The following is a 15552-nucleotide window of genomic DNA, read 5'->3' as shown; positions in this document are numbered from 1 at the left end:
GGTAGTGGGCATGCGTACAACGTTCGGTGGTGCAGTGGTGGCAGTGGTGTGTGCGGCGCTGATCGGCGCCTGTTCGCAGCCTCAACCTCCCGCTGCCCCCGAACCCACGCAGCCCCTCGATACCCGCCCCACCGAGCCACCGGTCGCTGACCCCAGCGAACCGGTGGCCTCGGGCAACACCCCGGCGGCGGCCGATATCGCCGCCATCGCCGGGCTTGGCGCGCAGTTCGACCCGGCCCGCAATCCCGTTGCCGACCTGGAAACGGCCAAGGTCGAAGCCCAGCGCGGCAACAAGCGGATCATCCTGGAAGTGGGCAACGCCGCCTGCGAGCCCTGCCATGCGCTGGATGAAGCCGTGGAAGGCAATGGCGATCTGCGCCGCTTCCGTGATGCCCACTATGTGTGGGTCAAGGTCAACGACAGTGCCGAGAATCCGAACGCGGCCTTCCTGGGCCAGTTCCCGCCGCTGCAAGGCGAGCATCCGCACCTGCTGGTGATCGATGCCGACGGCACGCTGCTGGCGCCACAGCCCAGCGAAGCGATGCACAAGGGCAAGACCGTGCAGACCGCACGCGTGATGGCGTTCCTCAAGCAGTGGGCGCCTGACCGGTAGCACCGGGCCTGCCCGGCAGCCTCTCCGTTGCCCGGCCATCCACGCATGGCGTGGATCTACTGCGCGCGCCGTCACACTCTCCGACTCCACATCTCAACTTCAGCGTGCGCACGCCGTTACCGGCAAGGACTTCAGTCGACGACCCGTCGATGCAACCTACCGGAACGCCCATGCACAGCGATCACGCCGAACGTCTGCACGAACCTGCCACTGAACTGGCCGAAGGCGGAGCAGGCGACGGCGTGACCCTGCCACCGCAGGAAGCCCTGCTGGATGACACCGGTACCGGCGCAGCAACGCTTGAACTCGCACCGCCGCGGCATCGGTTGCCGCAGATCGCCTTGCCCGACAACGTGGTGCTGAAGGGCGCGGTGCAGAAGCTGGTGGAACAGAAGGCGAGGCTGGATCGACTGGCCGCCGAAGGGCAATTGGCCGGTCTGCTGCCACCGGAATGGCACGGCAACGGCGTGCGCGCGATCGACCTGTCCAGTTTCGTGCAGGGCGTGCTGCCGTTCCTGCAGCCCGGCGAGCGCGGTGAAACCGCACCGGCCCGCCTGCCGGTGCGCCATGTGCTGGGCGATGACAGCCGCTGGGGCCTGGCCGATGTACCCGAACCGAAGTCACTGGCCTGGTACCTGGCCAGCGACGACCGCGCCAACGCGGGCAGCAAGGATGTTGCCGAGGCCTATCTGGTCGGCGCGCTGGGCTTGGCGTGGATGCAGGAAGGGCGCAGCCGCCCCGGCTTCCTGCGTGCGATGGACCAGGACAGCCTGGCGGCGCGGGTGACCATGCTGGGTTATCCGCCGCCGAGCGAGCTGGCGCTGTACAGCGTGACCGCGCACGGCCAGTCCCAGATCTGGTGCGTGCATGGTCGGCGCAGGCTGCGCCCGCTGGTGGCGCCGTGGCTGAGCGTGCCCCTGCTGACCGCCTATGGCGTGCCCGCACCGGTGGCATGGCCGGGCAGCTTCCCGCCCGTTGAAACCGTGGCCGAAGCGATTGCCGCCGCGCGTCCGGGAAAGCTGCTGCCGGAAGTGGATCTGGGCAGAGTGGTCGCCAAGATCGCCGAAGACGCCTCGTCCGAGGCATGGCAGCCGGTCAGCCTGCTGCAGCTGAACACCTGGTCGCCGCGCTGGCCATTCTTCCTCGGTACGTTTGTTGGCCTGCCGTCGCTGCTGCTGGTCACTGCCGCGCTGGCGTTGCCCGGGGCGGTTGAAGCGGCCACCGTTGCCGCCTCGCTGGGCTTTGCCGGCGGCGCCATCGGCGCGCTTGCGGTGCCGTGGATCCATGCACGGCGCAAGCATCTGAGCTGAGTGCGTGGGCCATCTGCGCGTGGTGTGGATCTGTTGACGCCCTAACGGTCGATCTCTGCAGCAGTGAACTCCATGCGTTGCCGCGCACGCTCCGTGGCGGCCTGCAGACGTTGCTTGAGGACTTCCCGGGAGGGAAGGGATGTCAGGTACTCCGCCACATGGATGCCTGAGCGGTCCAGCTCCAGCAGCTCGATCTGGCCTGCCTTCTTGCCTGTGCAAAGGATGATGCCCAGCGGTGCCTCTTCACCTTCCTCTCGCTCGTATCGATCCAGCCAACGCAGATAGAGCTCCATCTGGCCTTTGTACGCTGGCTTGAAGTCACCGATCTTCAGTTCGACGGCTACCAGCCTGCGCAGGCGGCGGTTGTAGAACAGCAGGTCGAGATGGAAGTCGTCGTCGTCGATCTGGATGCGTTTCTGGCGGGCGACGAAGCTGAAGCCTGCCCCGAGTTCAAGCAGGAATCCCTGCATTTCACGCAGGATGGCGCCTTCCAGTTCCTGCTCGTCCCAGCACTCCTTCAGCCCGAGAAAATCAAGTACGTACGGGTCGCGCAGGACCAGGCCCGGGGAGAGCTGCTGGTTCCTGCGCAACGCCGACAGCTCATTGGCAATGGTCTGCTCGGGTTGGCTGGAAAGTGCCGTACGTTCGTACAGCATCGAGTCGATGCGCTGGCGCAACATGCGGACGCTCCAGCCTTCCGTGCTGGCCATCTGGGCGTAGAAGTCGCGCTTGAGCGGATCAGACAGCGGGATCAGCGCGATGAAATGGGTCCAGCTCAATTGTCGTAGCAGTGATACGACAATCTGCTCGTCGGCAAATGCGATGGAGAACTGCACCATCCTGCGCAGGCTCTTTTCACCGAACGAACCGCCGAACTCGGCAGACAGTGTCCTGGCGATGCGCTTGAACAGGACCTCTCCATAGCGTGCCCGGCGTCCATCCATCTGATCGACATGGATGCGACGTCCTATGCGCCAGTACAGCAGCGTCAGTTCGGCATTGACGGTCCTCACCATCCCGGCGCGGGCCGTGGATATCAGTTCCCGGATATCAGCCAGCAGATCGTGGGTATGCGGCAGGGTGAGGGGCGGTGTGTCATCCATGAGGTGCCTTCCAGCAGGGTCAGGGCTCGGCAATCACCCGCAGCGCACTGGCATAGCCCTTGGCGAGACTGGTCAGGTCGAGCAGCCGGTTCAACGACAGCAGCAGGCCCGGCTGGCAGGCCTTCAGGCGCTGATGTTCGAACCACGCCTGGGTGACGGTTTCCAACGTGGCCAAGGCCTCATCGATGCGCTGCAGGTCGGCTTCGCGGTCGATGGGGTCGGCAGTGGGGTGATTGGGGCGTGTCATGGCGAAGCTCCGGGGAGAGGCCGCCGGAAAGGCGGCAGGCGATGCGTGGTTGAAAGACCGCTCAAACGCGAAAACGGTGGGCACCAGGCCCCACGCACCGCCCGCCATAAGGCAGACCCGGCTGCAGAATGGCGCCCACCGTCAGATGGGCACCATTGGTGCAGCGTCGTTACGCGTTTGATGAACGGGCTTTCAACCCCGGCAGCGGTGCTCCGCTGCGCGCCTACCCTCGGGCCGATGGGATCGGCCGTCCAATAGGCAATGCCATTCGATGCGCGAATTTCGATACAGCCGCTCTGTCGATCAGGACTCTACCGGCCCGATGCCGAAACATCAGGTGGTAAACGCGACACGTCGAGTCGAATCCGGCCGAAAGACCGTTCGTCGGCGCGCAATGAACACCGCGCGTTGCACGTCATCGATGGAGCGCGCCGGATCCCTCACAGCGCAGCCCGCGACATCATCCACGCCTGGCGTGGGTCCATGTGTCGACCAAGGTCGACACCTGCCAAGGGCGGCGGGGGGGGGGGGGCGCCGCCCCGAAGGGGTCAGACCCCTTCGCCCATCCGCTCCAGGCCATCCCCGGCCAGGCGCAGGATCAGCTTCTCCAGCACCTGCTCCTCTTCCTCGCTCAGCACCGACATCAGCTTGCGGGTGATCTCGATCACCATCGGCGCGATCGTCTCGTATACCTCGAACCCCGCCGCCGACAGCGCCAGCACCGAGCGGCGGCGGTCATCACCATGCGTCTCACGCTTGATGAAACCGCGTTCCAGCAGCCGGGCCACCGCGCGGCTGACCGCCACCTTGTCCATCGCCGTGCGGTCGGAGACCTCGCTGGCCGACGAGCCGGGATACAGCGCCAGGATGGTGATCACCCGCCACTCCGGGATGGCCAGGCCATAGCGGTCGCCGTACAGCTTGGCGATGTTGCCGCTGACCCGGTTGGACAGCACGCTCAGCCGGTACGGCAGGAACTGTTCCAGGTCGAGCAGGACGTGGGAGGCACGCAGGCGGGTGGAAGCGGGATCGGCGGGGCTCATGTTGCGGTGCACCTTGCTGGTGGTTTCAAGTGTAACTATAAGTGTTGGGTCCGTACCCTGCATTCTCGCCGGGTCCAACCCCGCCCGCACCTGGTTTGTGCCGATGCGGCACCGATTCGGAGCCACGCCATGAATACCGCAGTCCCGTCCGCCTCGCATCCCAACCCCGGCATGCAGGTCACCACCTTCGAAAATCCGATGGGCATCGACGGCTTCGAGTTCGTCGAATTCGCCGCACCGGCCGGCCGTGGTGCCGAGCTGCACGAGTACTTCCGCAAGATGGGCTTCAGCGCGGTGCTCAAGCACAAGCAGCGTCCGATTACCGTCTATCGCCAGGGCGACGTCAACTTCCTGGTCAATGAAGACCCCGATTCGTTCGCTGCCGACTTCGCCGAGAAGCACGGCCCGTGCGCCTGCGGCTTCGCCATCCGCTTCAAGAAGCCGGGTGCGGAGGTCTACCAGACCGCGCTGGGCAATGGCGCTGAAGCCATCGCCTTCAAGCCGGAGAGCAAGGCGGTCAACGCCCCGGTCATCAAGGGCATCGGCGACTGCATGCTGTACCTGGTGGATCGCTACGGCGATGCCGGCAGCATCTTCGATGGCGACTACGAGCTGATCGCCGGCGCCGAGCTGCGCCCGAAGGGCTTCGGCCTCACCTTCATCGACCATCTGACCCACAACCTGTACTTCGGCAACATGCAGCAGTGGTCGGACTACTACGAGCGCCTGTTCAACTTCCGCGAGATCCGTTACTTCGACATCAAGGGCCTGAAGACCGGCCTGGTGTCCAAGGCGATGACCGCGCCGGACGGCATCGTGCGCATTCCGCTGAACGAGTCGTCCGACCCGAAGAGCCAGATCAACGAGTACCTGGACGCGTACAAGGGCGAGGGCATCCAGCACATCGCCTGCTTCACCGAGAACATCTACGAGACCGTTGAAGCAATGCGCGCGCAGGGCGTGGATTTCCTCGACACGCCGGAGACCTACTTTGACGTGATCGACCAGCGCGTGCCGAACCACGGTGAGGACGTCGCCCGCCTGGCGAAGAACAAGATCCTGATCGACGCCGACCCGGAAACCCATCAGCGCAAGCTGCTGCAGATCTTCACCCAGAACTGCATCGGCCCGATTTTCTTCGAGATCATCCAGCGCAAGGGCAACGAAGGCTTCGGCGAAGGCAACTTCACCGCGCTGTTCGAGAGCATCGAGCGCGACCAGATCCGTCGCGGCGTGCTGTAAGGTCTTCGGTAGCGCCGGGCCAGTCCCGGCGCCTGCCCATCTGTAGAGCCGAGCCATGCTCGGCTGCTTTCCGTTCCGGTCCCGCCGTACCCAGGAGCCCCCCATGTCCAGCGCCATCACCGCCCGCGGCTACCAGTCCGGTTTCGGCAACGAGTTCGCCAGCGAGGCCGTGCCCGGTGCACTGCCGGTCGGCCAGAATTCGCCGCAGAAGGTGGCCCATGGCCTGTACGCCGAGCAGCTGACCGGCACCGCCTTCACCGCACCGCGCGGCAGCAACCGCCGCAGCTGGCTGTACCGGATCCGCCCGGCGGTGACCCATGGCGAGTTCACTCCGTTCGCGCAATCGCAGTTGCAGGGCGATTTCGGTGCGCAGCCCGCTTCGCCGAACCAGCTGCGCTGGAGCCCGCTGCCGCTGCCTGAGCTGCCGACCGATTTCGTCGAAGGCCTGTACACGATGGGCGGCAACGGTTCGCCCGACGCGCATGCCGGCGTCGGCATCCATCTGTACGCGGCCAACCGTGACATGGTCGGCCGCTACTTCTACGACGCCGACGGCGAGCTGCTGATCGTGCCGCAGCTGGGCAGCCTGCGGCTGCTGACCGAGCTGGGCGTGATCGAGATCGAACCGCAGCAGATCGCGGTGATTCCGCGCGGCGTGCGCTTCCGCGTCGAGCTGCCTGACGGCCCGAGCCGTGGCTACATCTGCGAGAACTTCGGCGCACTGCTGAAGCTGCCCGACCTTGGCCCGATCGGCTCCAACGGCCTGGCCAATCCGCGCGACTTCGAGACCCCGCATGCCGCGTTCGAAGACATCGACGGTGATTTCGAACTGATCGCCAAGTTCGACGGCCGCCTGTGGCGTGCCCCGATCGACCATTCGCCGCTGGACGTGGTGGCCTGGCATGGCAACTACGCGCCGTACCGCTACGACCTGCGCCGCTTCAACACCATCGGCTCGATCAGCCACGACCACCCGGATCCGTCGATCTTCCTGGTGCTGCACTCGCCCAGCGACACCGCGGGCACCAGCAACATGGATTTCGCGATCTTCCCGCCGCGCTGGCTGGTGGCGCAGAACACGTTCCGCCCGCCGTGGTTCCACCGCAACATCGCCAGCGAGTTCATGGGCCTGGTGCATGGTGCCTACGACGCCAAGGCCGAAGGCTTCGTGCCGGGCGGTGCGTCGTTGCACAACTGCATGAGTGGCCACGGTCCGGACGCGCCGACCTTCGACAAGGCCTCCAGTGCCGATCTGTCCAAGCCGGACGTGATCAAGGACACCATGGCTTTCATGTTCGAGACCCGTGGGGTGATCCGCCCGACCGCGCAGGCGCTGGCCGCAGGCCACCGGCAGGGCGATTACCAGCAGTGCTGGAACGGCCTGCGCAACAACTTCCGTTGATGAAAAAGGGGACGGAGGGAATTAAGTCGTTTGTGCCCAAAACGACTTAATTCCCTCCGTCCCCTTTTTTTCAGGCCACCTCGGCGAACGCGCTGCAATGCTCCACCGGCAGCGCCTCCATCAGCCGCTGCCGCACGCGCTGGCAGTAGCCGTCCGAGGTCAGCGCCGGCAGCACCTGCAGCGCCGATTGCATCACCCGCAGGACCTCGCCTTCGGCGCGCGCCTGCTGCAGGTCGCGGAACAACGCCGCTGCGTTGGGATGCCGCTGCATCTCCAGGATTCCCAGCACATAGATGCGCGCGGCGACCAGCGAGCGGCGTCGCTCGACTGGCGCGGCGGACGCTGCGGCGGCTGACGGCGCCAGAGTGGCAGCCGCCACACTCGGCGCAGGTTGCGTGGAAGCGGCGGCGTCCGCGCCGGTCACCAGATATCCGGCCTGGATCAGCTGGATCACCATCGCTGCCGCGTCCTGCCCCAGCAGTGCGGTCAGCTCGGCGATGCTGCGCTGGCCATCGCACAGGATCAGCAGCCGTCGCTGGCGCATGTCCAGCGGCGCGCGGTGGGCCTGCAGCGCGGTTCGGGCGAGGTCGGTCTTGCGCGGTTGCATGGGGTGGACAGCCAAGTCGGTGCTCGCCCAGCCTGAATGAGGGCGATGAAACCGCGATGACAATGCAGCGCCTGCACGCGCACTGGGGTAGCGTGCACCCACCCTGTGCCAAGGATCCGCACCGATGAAGCACCTCCCGATTGCCGGCCTGCTGCTGTTGTCGCTGGCCGCCTGCAACCGTAGTCCCGAAACCGCCGCGCCGGACGCGCCTGCCGCCGCAACCGCACCGGCGAAAGACGCCTCCGTTCCCGCCGACGCCGATCTGGCCACCGCATCGCCGGTGGACCCGCGCCGCGACAGCCCGGCACGCCTGGATGGCTTCGGCGGCGCCACGCTGGGCGCCGGCATCGCCGAGGTCCGCAGTGGCTTCGGCACGCCGTTGCAGGGCCTGGGTACCGATGCCGCTGGCAAGCCGCTGCCTGCCGACGATGCCAATGAAGGCTGTTACTTCCTGCGCCCGCAGGACGCCGAAGACCCGCGCCTGATGTTCGAGGCGCGCAAGCTGGTCCGCTACGACGTACGCAGCCCGTCCATTGTCGCCCCCGGTGGTGGTCGTGTCGGCATGACCCTGGGCGAGCTGCAGGTGCTCTATCCCGAGCGCGCCGACGTCGGCCCGGACAAGTACGACGACAAGGCCCAGCACCTGCGCGTGCGCCCGGCGCAGGAGGGCGCGGCGATCATCGATTTCGCCCTCGGCGCTGACGGCAAGGCCGGCGCCTGGCGGGTTGGCAGGACCCCGCAGGTGGACTACGCCGAAGGCTGCGGCTGATCCATCATTCTCGGCTCACCCGCAACGGGTGGGCCGAGCGTAGAATCGCGCCACGACCGCTGGGGAGTGCTCGATGATCGCCATTGCCATTGCCTGGTTCCTGCTCGGCCTGCTGTTGCTGGCCCTGGGCGGGGACTCCATCGTCAAAGCCGTTTCCGGCCTGGCGCAGCGCTTCGGTGCCAGCGCATTCACCGCCGGCTTGTTGTTGCTGGGCATCACTACTTCGCTGCCGGAGCTGGCGGTCAACGCCCGCGCGCTGGTGGTGGGCCAGCCGGAGCTGGCCTTGGGCAACGCCGTCGGCAGCAGCGTGGTCAACCTTGGCCTGACCCTGGCAATGGCTGCCATTGCCGCGCCGCTGTTGTTGCGTGCCCGCCTGCAGACGGTGCTGTGGTGGGCGTTGCTGGTCGCGGGCCTGCTGCTGATCGTGTTCGGGCTCGATGGCCGCCTGGTGCGCTGGGAGGCTGGCGTGCTGGTGGCCGGGTTCGTGGTGGTGCAGTTCCTGCTGCTGCGACGCGGGCGCCATGAGAGCACCGAGGTACAGGCGATCATCGCCGAGTCGGCACTGAGCCGCACCAGCCTGCCCTTGAATGTGCTGCGCGTGCTGATTGCCGCATTGGCGTTGTACTGGGGCGCGCGCCTGGTGGTCGGTGCTGCTGCTGATTTTGGTGCTGCGCTGGGCTGGACGCCGCTGCTGGTCGGTCTGTTGCCGGTGGCGATCGGCACCGCGTTGCCGGAGGTGGCAGCCGCCGTCGCGGCAGCGCGCCGTGGTCACGGCGACATGGTGCTGGGCCACGTGCTTGGTTCCAGCGTGGTCAACCTGATGCTGGTGATCGGTGCGATGGGGCTGCTGCAGCCGCTGGCGCTGCCTGCTTCGTTCGTACGCCTTGAACTGCCGGCGCTGCTGGCGTTCGCCCTGGTGCTGTACCCGATGCTGCGCGGCGACCTGCGCATCAGCCGCATCGAAGGTGCGGTGCTGCTAGGCGCGTTCGTGGCCTGGTTGGGGCTGGAAATCGCGCTGGTCACACCGGTCTGACCGCTGCGATGGATCGGCCCCGCGCGTGGACCCGGTAGTGCCGGCCGCTGGCCGGCAACCTCGGCGAACTCGCAGCCAGGCATGGCCTGGCTCTACTGGCGGTTATCCGGGGTAGTGCCGACCAACGGTCGGAACCCACCGTCAACGCGCGGTGGTTTCCTCTTCCCGCTCCGGTTCCGGCGGCGGCAGCTGTTCTTCTTCCGCACGCTCGTTGCCCGGCAGAGTGGGGCGCGTTTCCATCAGCAGCGACAGCGCGGCCTTGGCCATCAGATGCGCGCTGATCGGCGCGGTGATGAACAGGAACACGGTGATCAGCAGCTCGCGCGGCTGCGGGTCCTGGCCCAGGAAGATGTGGTAACACACCGAACACACCAGCACGCAGCCCACGCCCAGCGTGCTGGCCTTGGTCGGTGCGTGCAGGCGCTTGAAGAAGGTGGACAGCTTCACCAGCCCCAGCGCGCCGACCAGGATGAAGAAACAGCCGAACAACAGCAGGATCGACAGCGCGATCTGGATGAAGGTGATCATTCGACGATGTCCCGGCGCAGCACGAACTTGCTCAGCACCACCGTGCTGCCGAAGCCGAGCATGGCAATGATCAGTGCCGCCTCGAAGTAGATCGCCGAATTGAGGTACATGCCGAACAGCATCAGCTCTGCGATGGCGGTCACCGACAGCGTATCCAGTGCCAGGATGCGGTCGGGCACGGTCGGCCCGCGCAGCAGGCGCCAGGTGGCCAGCAGCATGGCCAGGCCAACCACGTGCATGCATACCACCAGGGTGGTCTGGATGATCTGGAATCCAGTCATGGGAAGATCTCCATCAACGGGGCTTCATAACGGCGCTTGATTGTGTCGATCAGCTCCTGCGGGTCTTCCAGGTGCAGCACGTGCACCAGCAGGAACTTCCGGTCGTCGCTGAGTGCGGCCGACACCGTGCCGGGAGTCAGCGTGATCATGCTGGTCAGCGCGGCGATGCCGTGGATGTTGGCGATGTCCAGCGGCAGCCAGATGAAACCGGGGTGGATGTTCTTTTCCGGGCCCAGCACCTGGATGGCTACGCGGATGTTGGACATCAGGATGTCCCACAGGGTCACGAACAGCAGCTTCGGCAGCGGCCGCAGGGTGCCGATGCGGGCGAACTCGCGGTCCAGGCGCGCAGCGAACAATGGAATGACCACGCCCAGCAGCAGGCCCAGCAGGAACTGGCCGAGCGTGAAGCTGTCGGACATCAGCAGCCAGAACACCACCACCATCACGCTCAGCGCGGGCGAGGGCAGCAGGCGGCGGATCGGGGAGCGCTTGGCGGTCATGGCTGGCGGATCTCCGGCGTGGTCGCGCGCAACTGCTGCACGTAATCGCCCGGTTGCAGCAGCTGGGTGGCGATGGCGTCGGTGTGCTGCATCAGCGGGGCAGCGAACAGCGTCATGCCGATACCGTAGGCCAGCAGGATGCAGGCGGCAAACAGCTCTACGCGGCGCAGTGGTGCCTTGCGCGGTGGCGGTGCATCGGGATCAGGCAGCGGTACGCGCCAGAACAGGCGGATGCCGCCGCGGGTCAGGCCCATGATGACCAGCAGGCTGCTGACCAGCACCGCCGTCCACACCGCGCCGGTGTATTGGGCGGGCATGCCGGCCAACAGCGCGGCCTTGGCCAGGAAGCCTGACAGTGGCGGCAGACCGGCCACCGACACCGCCGCAATCAGGAACAGCACGGCGGGCGTCTCCTTGCCGGGCATCGGCGCGATCACTTCCTTGCGGTCGCTGGCGCCGCCACGGCGGCGTCGGATCAGGTCGGCGACCAGGAACAGTGCGGCGGCGACGAAGCTGCTGTGCGGCAGGTAATACAGGCCGGCCGACAGCACCTTCGGCGTGCCGACAGAGAACGCGATGAACAGCGTCGCTGCCGAGACGATCACCAGATACGAAATCAGCACGCGCAGGCGCGCTGCGGCCAACGCACCCAGGCCGCCCAGCACCAGCGTCGCTACGCCGGCCCACAGCAGCCAGTCGCGGCCGTAGCCGGCCATCGCACCCGCATCCTCGCCGAACCACAGCATCTGGATGCGCAGCACGGCATACAGGCCCACCTTGGTCATGATCGCGAACAGCGCCGCTACCGCCGCCGGTGCACGCGCATACGATTCGGGCAGCCACAGGTACAGCGGCATCAGCGCGGCCTTGGCACAGAACACCAGCAGCAACAGGCCCATCGTCGCCTTCACCAGGGTCAGCTGCGCCGGCGGCACCTCGGCAATGCGCTGCGACAGCTCGGCCATGTTCAACGACCCCAGCGAGGCGTACAGCAGGCCCAGTGCGATCAGGAACAGGGTCGAGGCGGTGACGTTGAACACCACGTAGTGCAGGCCGATGCGCATGCGCAGGCCACGGCCGCCACTGAGCAGCAGGCCGTAGGAGGCGATCAGCATCACCTCGAAGAACACGAACAGGTTGAAGATGTCGCCGGTCAGGAAGGCACCGTTGAGGCCCACCAGCTGGAACTGGAACAGCGCATGGAAGTGCGGTGCGCGGCGGTCCCATCCTGAGCACGCATGCAGCAGGCAGGGAATGGCCAGCAGCAGGGTGGTCAGCAGCATCCAGGCGGACAGCTGGTCGGCGACCAGCGCGATGCCCAGCCGCGACGGCCAGTCGCCCAGCAGGTAGACGCGGATGTCGCTACCTGCGGTGTCGGCGAACAACAGGCCGACCACCACCGCCAGCGCGCCCAGCGAGGTCCACGCCACGGCACGCTGTACCTTCGGCCCATAGCGGCGATGTTCGACGAACAGCGACAGCGCAGCGCCGAGCAGCGGTACCAGGATCGGCAGGATCACCAGATGATTCATGCGCGGTCCTCGCCCCGGCGCGGCGGTGCATCGTCGTCCGGCTCGTGCGCGTCCACATGGTCACTGTGGTTGTCGCTGCGGCTGCGCATGGCCAGCACGATGCTGACAGCGGTCATCGCAAACGCGATCACGATCGCGGTCAATACCAGTGCCTGCGGCAGCGGATCGGTGTAGTTGCCGAGGTGGCTCTCCACGCCCTCCTGCAGCACCGGCGCTTTGCCCTGCACTACGCGGCCACCGGCAAAGATCAACAGGTTGGTGGCGTAGGACAGGAAGGTCATGCCGAGGATCACATCGAAGCTGCGCGCGCGCAGCAGCAGGTAGATGGCGATGGCGGTCAGCACGCCGATCGCAGAGGCCAGGGCCAGTTCCATCAGTGCATCTCCCCCGTTCGTGCCGAGCGGCGTTGCAGGTCGATCTCGCCCTTGCGCGCGGTGCGCGTCCGCGAGGGTTTGACGGTGGCCATCATCGACAGCATCAGCATCGCGCCACCGAACACCACCAGGTACACGCCGATATCAAAACCAATCGCGCTGGCCAGCGGTACATCACCGATCAACGGCAGGTGCAGGTCCAGGTGACCGCTGGTCAGGAACGGCACGCCGAACAGCATCGAGGCGCCGCCGCTGAGGATGGCGATCAGCAGGCCGGTGCCGATGCAGCGGATGTAGTCGAAGCCGAAGCGCGACTCCACCGATGCGGTGCCTTGGATCACGTACTGGATCAGCAGCGGCACGGCCAGCACCAGGCCTGCGATGAAGCCGCCGCCCGGCGCGTTGTGGCCGCGCAGGAACAGGAAAATGGAGACCGTCAGGGTCAGCGGGAACATGATCTGGGCCAGATCGGCCGGTACCGGCAGCTTGATCGGCGGGCCGGGCATGATCTGCTCCGGCGCCATCCGCGTACGCCGCAGCAGCGCATGCACGACCAGTGCGGCGATGCCGAACACGGTGATCTCGCCGAAGGTATCGAAACCTCGGAAGTCGACCAGGATCACGTTGACCACGTTCTGGCCGTACGCCTCGGGCAGTGCGCGGGCAAGCAGTTCGCCGGCCATGGTGTTCGGCGGCAGCGTCATCGCGCTGTAGGCCAGCGCGCCGAGGCCGGCACCGGCCACGATCGCGATCAGCGCATCACGGCGCTTGCGCCAGCGCGGCCGCTCTGGGCCGGACTGTGCGGGCAGGTAGTTCATGCCCAGCAGCATCAGCACCAGCGTGACCATCTCCACCAGCAGCTGGGTCAGCGCCAGGTCGGGTGCGGACAGGAACACGAAGGTCAGCGCCACCATCAGGCCGACACCGCCGACCAGCAGCACCGCCAGCAGGCGCTGCTTGTACATGCGCAGGGTCGCCACCGCGCAGGACATCATCACCAGCCACAGTGCCCAGCCCAGCAGCGGGATGGGCTGCGGTTTTGTCCATTCCGGCGAGGCCGGGTTGGCGATGTAGGGCGCGGCGGCAACCACGATCGCCACCAGCACCAGGCCCAGCAGCATGCGCTGCAGGCTGCCGTTGGCGATGCCGGCGGTCAACCGCTGCGCACCGGCCGACAGCAGGTCCAGCTGGTGGTGGAAGACGTTGCGCCCCGGCGTGGTGTTGGTTACCCCATGCAGGTCGATCAGCTTGCGCAGGCCGAAGTAGAGGGCCACGCCACCGACCACGCCCGCGGCGCTCATCGCCAGCGGCAGGTTGAAGCCATGCCAGATCGACAGGTTGTACTCGGGCATCGAGCTGCCGAGGATCGAGGCAGCTGCCGCGTGCAGCACCGGCGCCACCGTCAGTGCCGGGGCGATACCCACCGCCACGCAGATCACCACCAGGATCTCCACCGGCACCTTCATCCAGCGCGGCGGCTCGTGCGGCACGCGGTCCAGGCCATGCGGACCCTTGCCGAAGAAGGTGTCGTGCACGAAGCGCAGGCTGTAGGCCACGCCGAACACACCAGCCAGCAGCGCAGCGATCGACACCGCCGTGCGCATGGTGTCGGTGCCACCGGCCGAGAGCGCTTCGGCGAACAGCATTTCCTTGGACAGGAAGCCATTGAGCAGCGGGATGCCGGCCATCGCCAGCGACGCGATGATCGCCAGCGCGCTGGTGAACGGCATCAGCCTGCGCAGGCCACCGAGCTTGCGCATGTCACGGGTACCGGTCTCGTGGTCGATGATGCCGGCGGCCATGAACAGCGAGGCCTTGAAGGTGGCGTGGTTGAGGATGTGGAACACGCCGGCGACCACCGCCATCGGTGTGGACAGGCCGAACAGCAGGGTGATCAGGCCCAGGTGCGAGATCGTCGAATAGGCCAGCAGGCCCTTCAGGTCATGCTGGAAGATCGCGTTCCAGGCGCCGATCAGCAGGGTGATCGCACCGATGCCGCTGACCGTGTAGAAGAACAGATCGCTGCCGGCCAACGCTGGATGCAGGCGCGCCAGCAGGAATACGCCCGCCTTCACCATGGTGGCCGAGTGCAGGTAGGCCGACACCGGGGTGGGCGCGGCCATCGCGTGCGGCAGCCAGAAGTGGAACGGGAACTGCGCGCTCTTGGTGAAGATGCCCGCCAGTACCAGGAACAACGCGTAGGGGTACAGCGCGCTGGCGCGGATCTGCTCACCGGCAGCCAGCACCACGTCCAGGTCGAAGCTGCCGACGATGCGGCCGATCAGCAGCACGCCGGCCAGCAGGGCCAGGCCGCCGCCGCCGGTGATCACCAGCGCCATCCGCGCGCCCTCGCGGGCGTCCTGGCGATGCGACCAGAAACCGATCAGCAGGAACGAGCTGATGCTGGTCATTTCCCAGAAGATCATCAGCAGCAACAGGTTGCCCGACAGCACCATGCCCAGCATGGCGCCCATGAACAGCAACAGGTAGGTATAGAAGCGGTGTGCGCTGTCCTGCGGGCTCAGGTAGTAGCGCGCATACAGCACCACCAGTGCGCCGATGCCCAGTACCAGCCCGGCGAACATCCAGGCCAGGCCATCCAACCGCAGGGTGAAGTCCAGGCCGATCTGCGGCAGCCACGGCACCATCGTCCGCACCACCTGGCCATCGAGCACCGATGGGGTCAGCCAGGCGAGGATCGCCAGCCCGCCCAACGGCGCCAGCGCCGCCAGCCAGGCAGCAGTCGAGCGCGAACTACGGGGGAAGGCTGCGACAGCCACTGCCATGAGGAACGGCAGGGCCAGCAGCAGGGGCAGGCTGGGGAGCATGCAGGGAATCCATGATTCACGAGCAGGTCAGGGAGCATAACAGGCTGCCAAATGTCGCCGAAACCCATTGAACAGCGATCAATTGCATGTAACGTGCGCTGATTCATTTTTTCTGCGATGCAGCATGCCGCGTGGAT

At 66.5% G+C, this 15552-nt stretch carries 16 protein-coding genes; 6 read left to right on the top strand and 10 right to left on the bottom strand.

Features of this window, described 5'->3' with window-relative positions; translation table 11 throughout:
• Positions 1-10: 10 nt before the first annotated feature.
• The gene (locus AC27VL_RS14925) at positions 11-613 is read left to right on the top strand and encodes a thioredoxin family protein (RefSeq protein ID WP_100462741.1); all 603 of its coding nucleotides are present in this window, start codon (positions 11-13) and stop codon (positions 611-613) included.
• A 170-nt stretch (positions 614-783) separates the two neighbouring features.
• Positions 784-1923 (top strand): hypothetical protein, encoded by a 1140-nt coding sequence (locus tag AC27VL_RS14920; RefSeq protein WP_191077706.1) that lies wholly within the window; start codon positions 784-786, stop codon positions 1921-1923.
• A 41-nt stretch (positions 1924-1964) separates the two neighbouring features.
• On the opposite strand, the gene AC27VL_RS14915 is transcribed toward AC27VL_RS14920, so the two are convergent.
• From AC27VL_RS14915 to AC27VL_RS14905, 3 genes are all read right to left on the bottom strand, one after another.
• Positions 1965-3026: a PDDEXK nuclease domain-containing protein gene (locus AC27VL_RS14915; RefSeq protein WP_191077707.1), complete on the bottom strand. Its 1062-nt coding sequence runs from the start codon at positions 3024-3026 to the stop codon at positions 1965-1967.
• A gap of 19 nt (positions 3027-3045) precedes the next feature.
• Positions 3046-3273, bottom strand: a complete 228-nt coding sequence (locus AC27VL_RS14910; RefSeq protein WP_100553836.1) for a hypothetical protein — start codon at positions 3271-3273, stop codon at positions 3046-3048.
• 548 nt (positions 3274-3821) lie between these two features.
• Entirely contained in the window at positions 3822-4316 is a 495-nt protein-coding gene (locus AC27VL_RS14905) for a MarR family winged helix-turn-helix transcriptional regulator (protein WP_050815698.1), read from the bottom strand.
• 129 nt (positions 4317-4445) lie between these two features.
• Here AC27VL_RS14905 and hppD point away from each other — a divergent pair, with 129 nt between their 5' ends.
• Both hppD and hmgA read left to right on the top strand, forming a co-directional pair.
• Positions 4446-5558 carry a 4-hydroxyphenylpyruvate dioxygenase gene (gene hppD / locus AC27VL_RS14900; protein ID WP_170919610.1) on the top strand — a complete coding sequence of 371 codons (1113 nt, stop codon included), beginning with the start codon at positions 4446-4448 and terminating at the stop codon, positions 5556-5558.
• A gap of 103 nt (positions 5559-5661) precedes the next feature.
• Positions 5662-6960, top strand: a complete 1299-nt coding sequence (gene hmgA / locus AC27VL_RS14895) for a homogentisate 1,2-dioxygenase (RefSeq protein ID WP_483024222.1) — start codon at positions 5662-5664, stop codon at positions 6958-6960.
• Between the two features lie 70 nt (positions 6961-7030).
• Here the strand turns inward: hmgA and AC27VL_RS14890 are convergent, their stop codons facing one another.
• Positions 7031-7567 carry a hypothetical protein gene (locus AC27VL_RS14890; RefSeq protein ID WP_488767150.1) on the bottom strand — a complete coding sequence of 179 codons (537 nt, stop codon included), beginning with the start codon at positions 7565-7567 and terminating at the stop codon, positions 7031-7033.
• A gap of 124 nt (positions 7568-7691) precedes the next feature.
• Here AC27VL_RS14890 and AC27VL_RS14885 point away from each other — a divergent pair, with 124 nt between their 5' ends.
• Together AC27VL_RS14885 and AC27VL_RS14880 are read left to right on the top strand one after the other, a co-directional pair.
• Positions 7692-8336 (top strand): hypothetical protein, encoded by a 645-nt coding sequence (locus AC27VL_RS14885; RefSeq protein ID WP_488767148.1) that lies wholly within the window; start codon positions 7692-7694, stop codon positions 8334-8336.
• Between the two features lie 73 nt (positions 8337-8409).
• Positions 8410-9369, top strand: coding sequence for a sodium:calcium antiporter (locus AC27VL_RS14880; RefSeq protein WP_488767146.1), 960 nt, complete (start codon positions 8410-8412; stop codon positions 9367-9369).
• A gap of 141 nt (positions 9370-9510) precedes the next feature.
• Here AC27VL_RS14880 and AC27VL_RS14875 read toward each other — a convergent pair whose 3' ends face one another.
• The 6 genes from AC27VL_RS14875 to AC27VL_RS14850 are packed head-to-tail and all read right to left on the bottom strand — an operon-like array spanning position 9511 to position 15415.
• Positions 9511-9897, bottom strand: a complete 387-nt coding sequence (locus tag AC27VL_RS14875; RefSeq protein ID WP_089237394.1) for a Na+/H+ antiporter subunit G — start codon at positions 9895-9897, stop codon at positions 9511-9513.
• Entirely contained in the window at positions 9894-10178 is a 285-nt protein-coding gene (locus AC27VL_RS14870) for a K+/H+ antiporter subunit F (RefSeq protein WP_025874598.1), read from the bottom strand. The genes AC27VL_RS14875 and AC27VL_RS14870 overlap by 4 nt, the downstream gene beginning before the upstream one ends.
• The gene (locus tag AC27VL_RS14865; protein ID WP_025874599.1) at positions 10175-10681 is read right to left on the bottom strand and encodes a Na+/H+ antiporter subunit E; all 507 of its coding nucleotides are present in this window, start codon (positions 10679-10681) and stop codon (positions 10175-10177) included. Before AC27VL_RS14865 ends, AC27VL_RS14870 begins: the two co-directional genes overlap by 4 nt.
• Positions 10678-12213, bottom strand: a complete 1536-nt coding sequence (locus tag AC27VL_RS14860) for a monovalent cation/H+ antiporter subunit D (protein ID WP_488767144.1) — start codon at positions 12211-12213, stop codon at positions 10678-10680. The genes AC27VL_RS14865 and AC27VL_RS14860 overlap by 4 nt, the downstream gene beginning before the upstream one ends.
• On the bottom strand, positions 12210-12587 hold the full coding sequence (locus tag AC27VL_RS14855; RefSeq protein ID WP_100553830.1) for a Na+/H+ antiporter subunit C: 378 nt from the start codon (positions 12585-12587) through the stop codon (positions 12210-12212). The genes AC27VL_RS14860 and AC27VL_RS14855 overlap by 4 nt, the downstream gene beginning before the upstream one ends.
• Positions 12587-15415 carry a monovalent cation/H+ antiporter subunit A gene (locus AC27VL_RS14850; RefSeq protein ID WP_488767142.1) on the bottom strand — a complete coding sequence of 943 codons (2829 nt, stop codon included), beginning with the start codon at positions 15413-15415 and terminating at the stop codon, positions 12587-12589. The genes AC27VL_RS14855 and AC27VL_RS14850 overlap by 1 nt, the downstream gene beginning before the upstream one ends.
• Positions 15416-15552 lie beyond the last annotated feature (137 nt).

Source organism: Stenotrophomonas sp. 14P6.2.3 (assembly GCF_057799055.1).
This window is presented reverse-complemented; position numbering and strand designations above follow the sequence as displayed.

What these genes read in the sequence shown, in the direction of transcription:
- hmgA (WP_483024222.1), top strand. Translation starts at nt 5,662, where the DNA reads ATGTCCAGCGCCATCACCGCCCGCGGCTACCAGTCCGGTTTCGGCAAC.
- AC27VL_RS14865 (WP_025874599.1), bottom strand. Translation starts at nt 10,681, where the DNA reads ATGACCGCCAAGCGCTCCCCGATCCGCCGCCTGCTGCCCTCGCCCGCG.
- AC27VL_RS14905 (WP_050815698.1), bottom strand. Translation starts at nt 4,316, where the DNA reads ATGAGCCCCGCCGATCCCGCTTCCACCCGCCTGCGTGCCTCCCACGTC.
- AC27VL_RS14885 (WP_488767148.1), top strand. Translation starts at nt 7,692, where the DNA reads ATGAAGCACCTCCCGATTGCCGGCCTGCTGCTGTTGTCGCTGGCCGCC.
- AC27VL_RS14855 (WP_100553830.1), bottom strand. Translation starts at nt 12,587, where the DNA reads ATGGAACTGGCCCTGGCCTCTGCGATCGGCGTGCTGACCGCCATCGCC.
- AC27VL_RS14920 (WP_191077706.1), top strand. Translation starts at nt 784, where the DNA reads ATGCACAGCGATCACGCCGAACGTCTGCACGAACCTGCCACTGAACTG.
- AC27VL_RS14870 (WP_025874598.1), bottom strand. Translation starts at nt 10,178, where the DNA reads ATGACTGGATTCCAGATCATCCAGACCACCCTGGTGGTATGCATGCAC.
- hppD (WP_170919610.1), top strand. Translation starts at nt 4,446, where the DNA reads ATGAATACCGCAGTCCCGTCCGCCTCGCATCCCAACCCCGGCATGCAG.
- AC27VL_RS14850 (WP_488767142.1), bottom strand. Translation starts at nt 15,415, where the DNA reads ATGCTCCCCAGCCTGCCCCTGCTGCTGGCCCTGCCGTTCCTCATGGCA.
- AC27VL_RS14860 (WP_488767144.1), bottom strand. Translation starts at nt 12,213, where the DNA reads ATGAATCATCTGGTGATCCTGCCGATCCTGGTACCGCTGCTCGGCGCT.
- AC27VL_RS14880 (WP_488767146.1), top strand. Translation starts at nt 8,410, where the DNA reads ATGATCGCCATTGCCATTGCCTGGTTCCTGCTCGGCCTGCTGTTGCTG.
- AC27VL_RS14875 (WP_089237394.1), bottom strand. Translation starts at nt 9,897, where the DNA reads ATGATCACCTTCATCCAGATCGCGCTGTCGATCCTGCTGTTGTTCGGC.
- AC27VL_RS14915 (WP_191077707.1), bottom strand. Translation starts at nt 3,026, where the DNA reads ATGGATGACACACCGCCCCTCACCCTGCCGCATACCCACGATCTGCTG.
- AC27VL_RS14910 (WP_100553836.1), bottom strand. Translation starts at nt 3,273, where the DNA reads ATGACACGCCCCAATCACCCCACTGCCGACCCCATCGACCGCGAAGCC.
- AC27VL_RS14890 (WP_488767150.1), bottom strand. Translation starts at nt 7,567, where the DNA reads ATGCAACCGCGCAAGACCGACCTCGCCCGAACCGCGCTGCAGGCCCAC.
- AC27VL_RS14925 (WP_100462741.1), top strand. Translation starts at nt 11, where the DNA reads ATGCGTACAACGTTCGGTGGTGCAGTGGTGGCAGTGGTGTGTGCGGCG.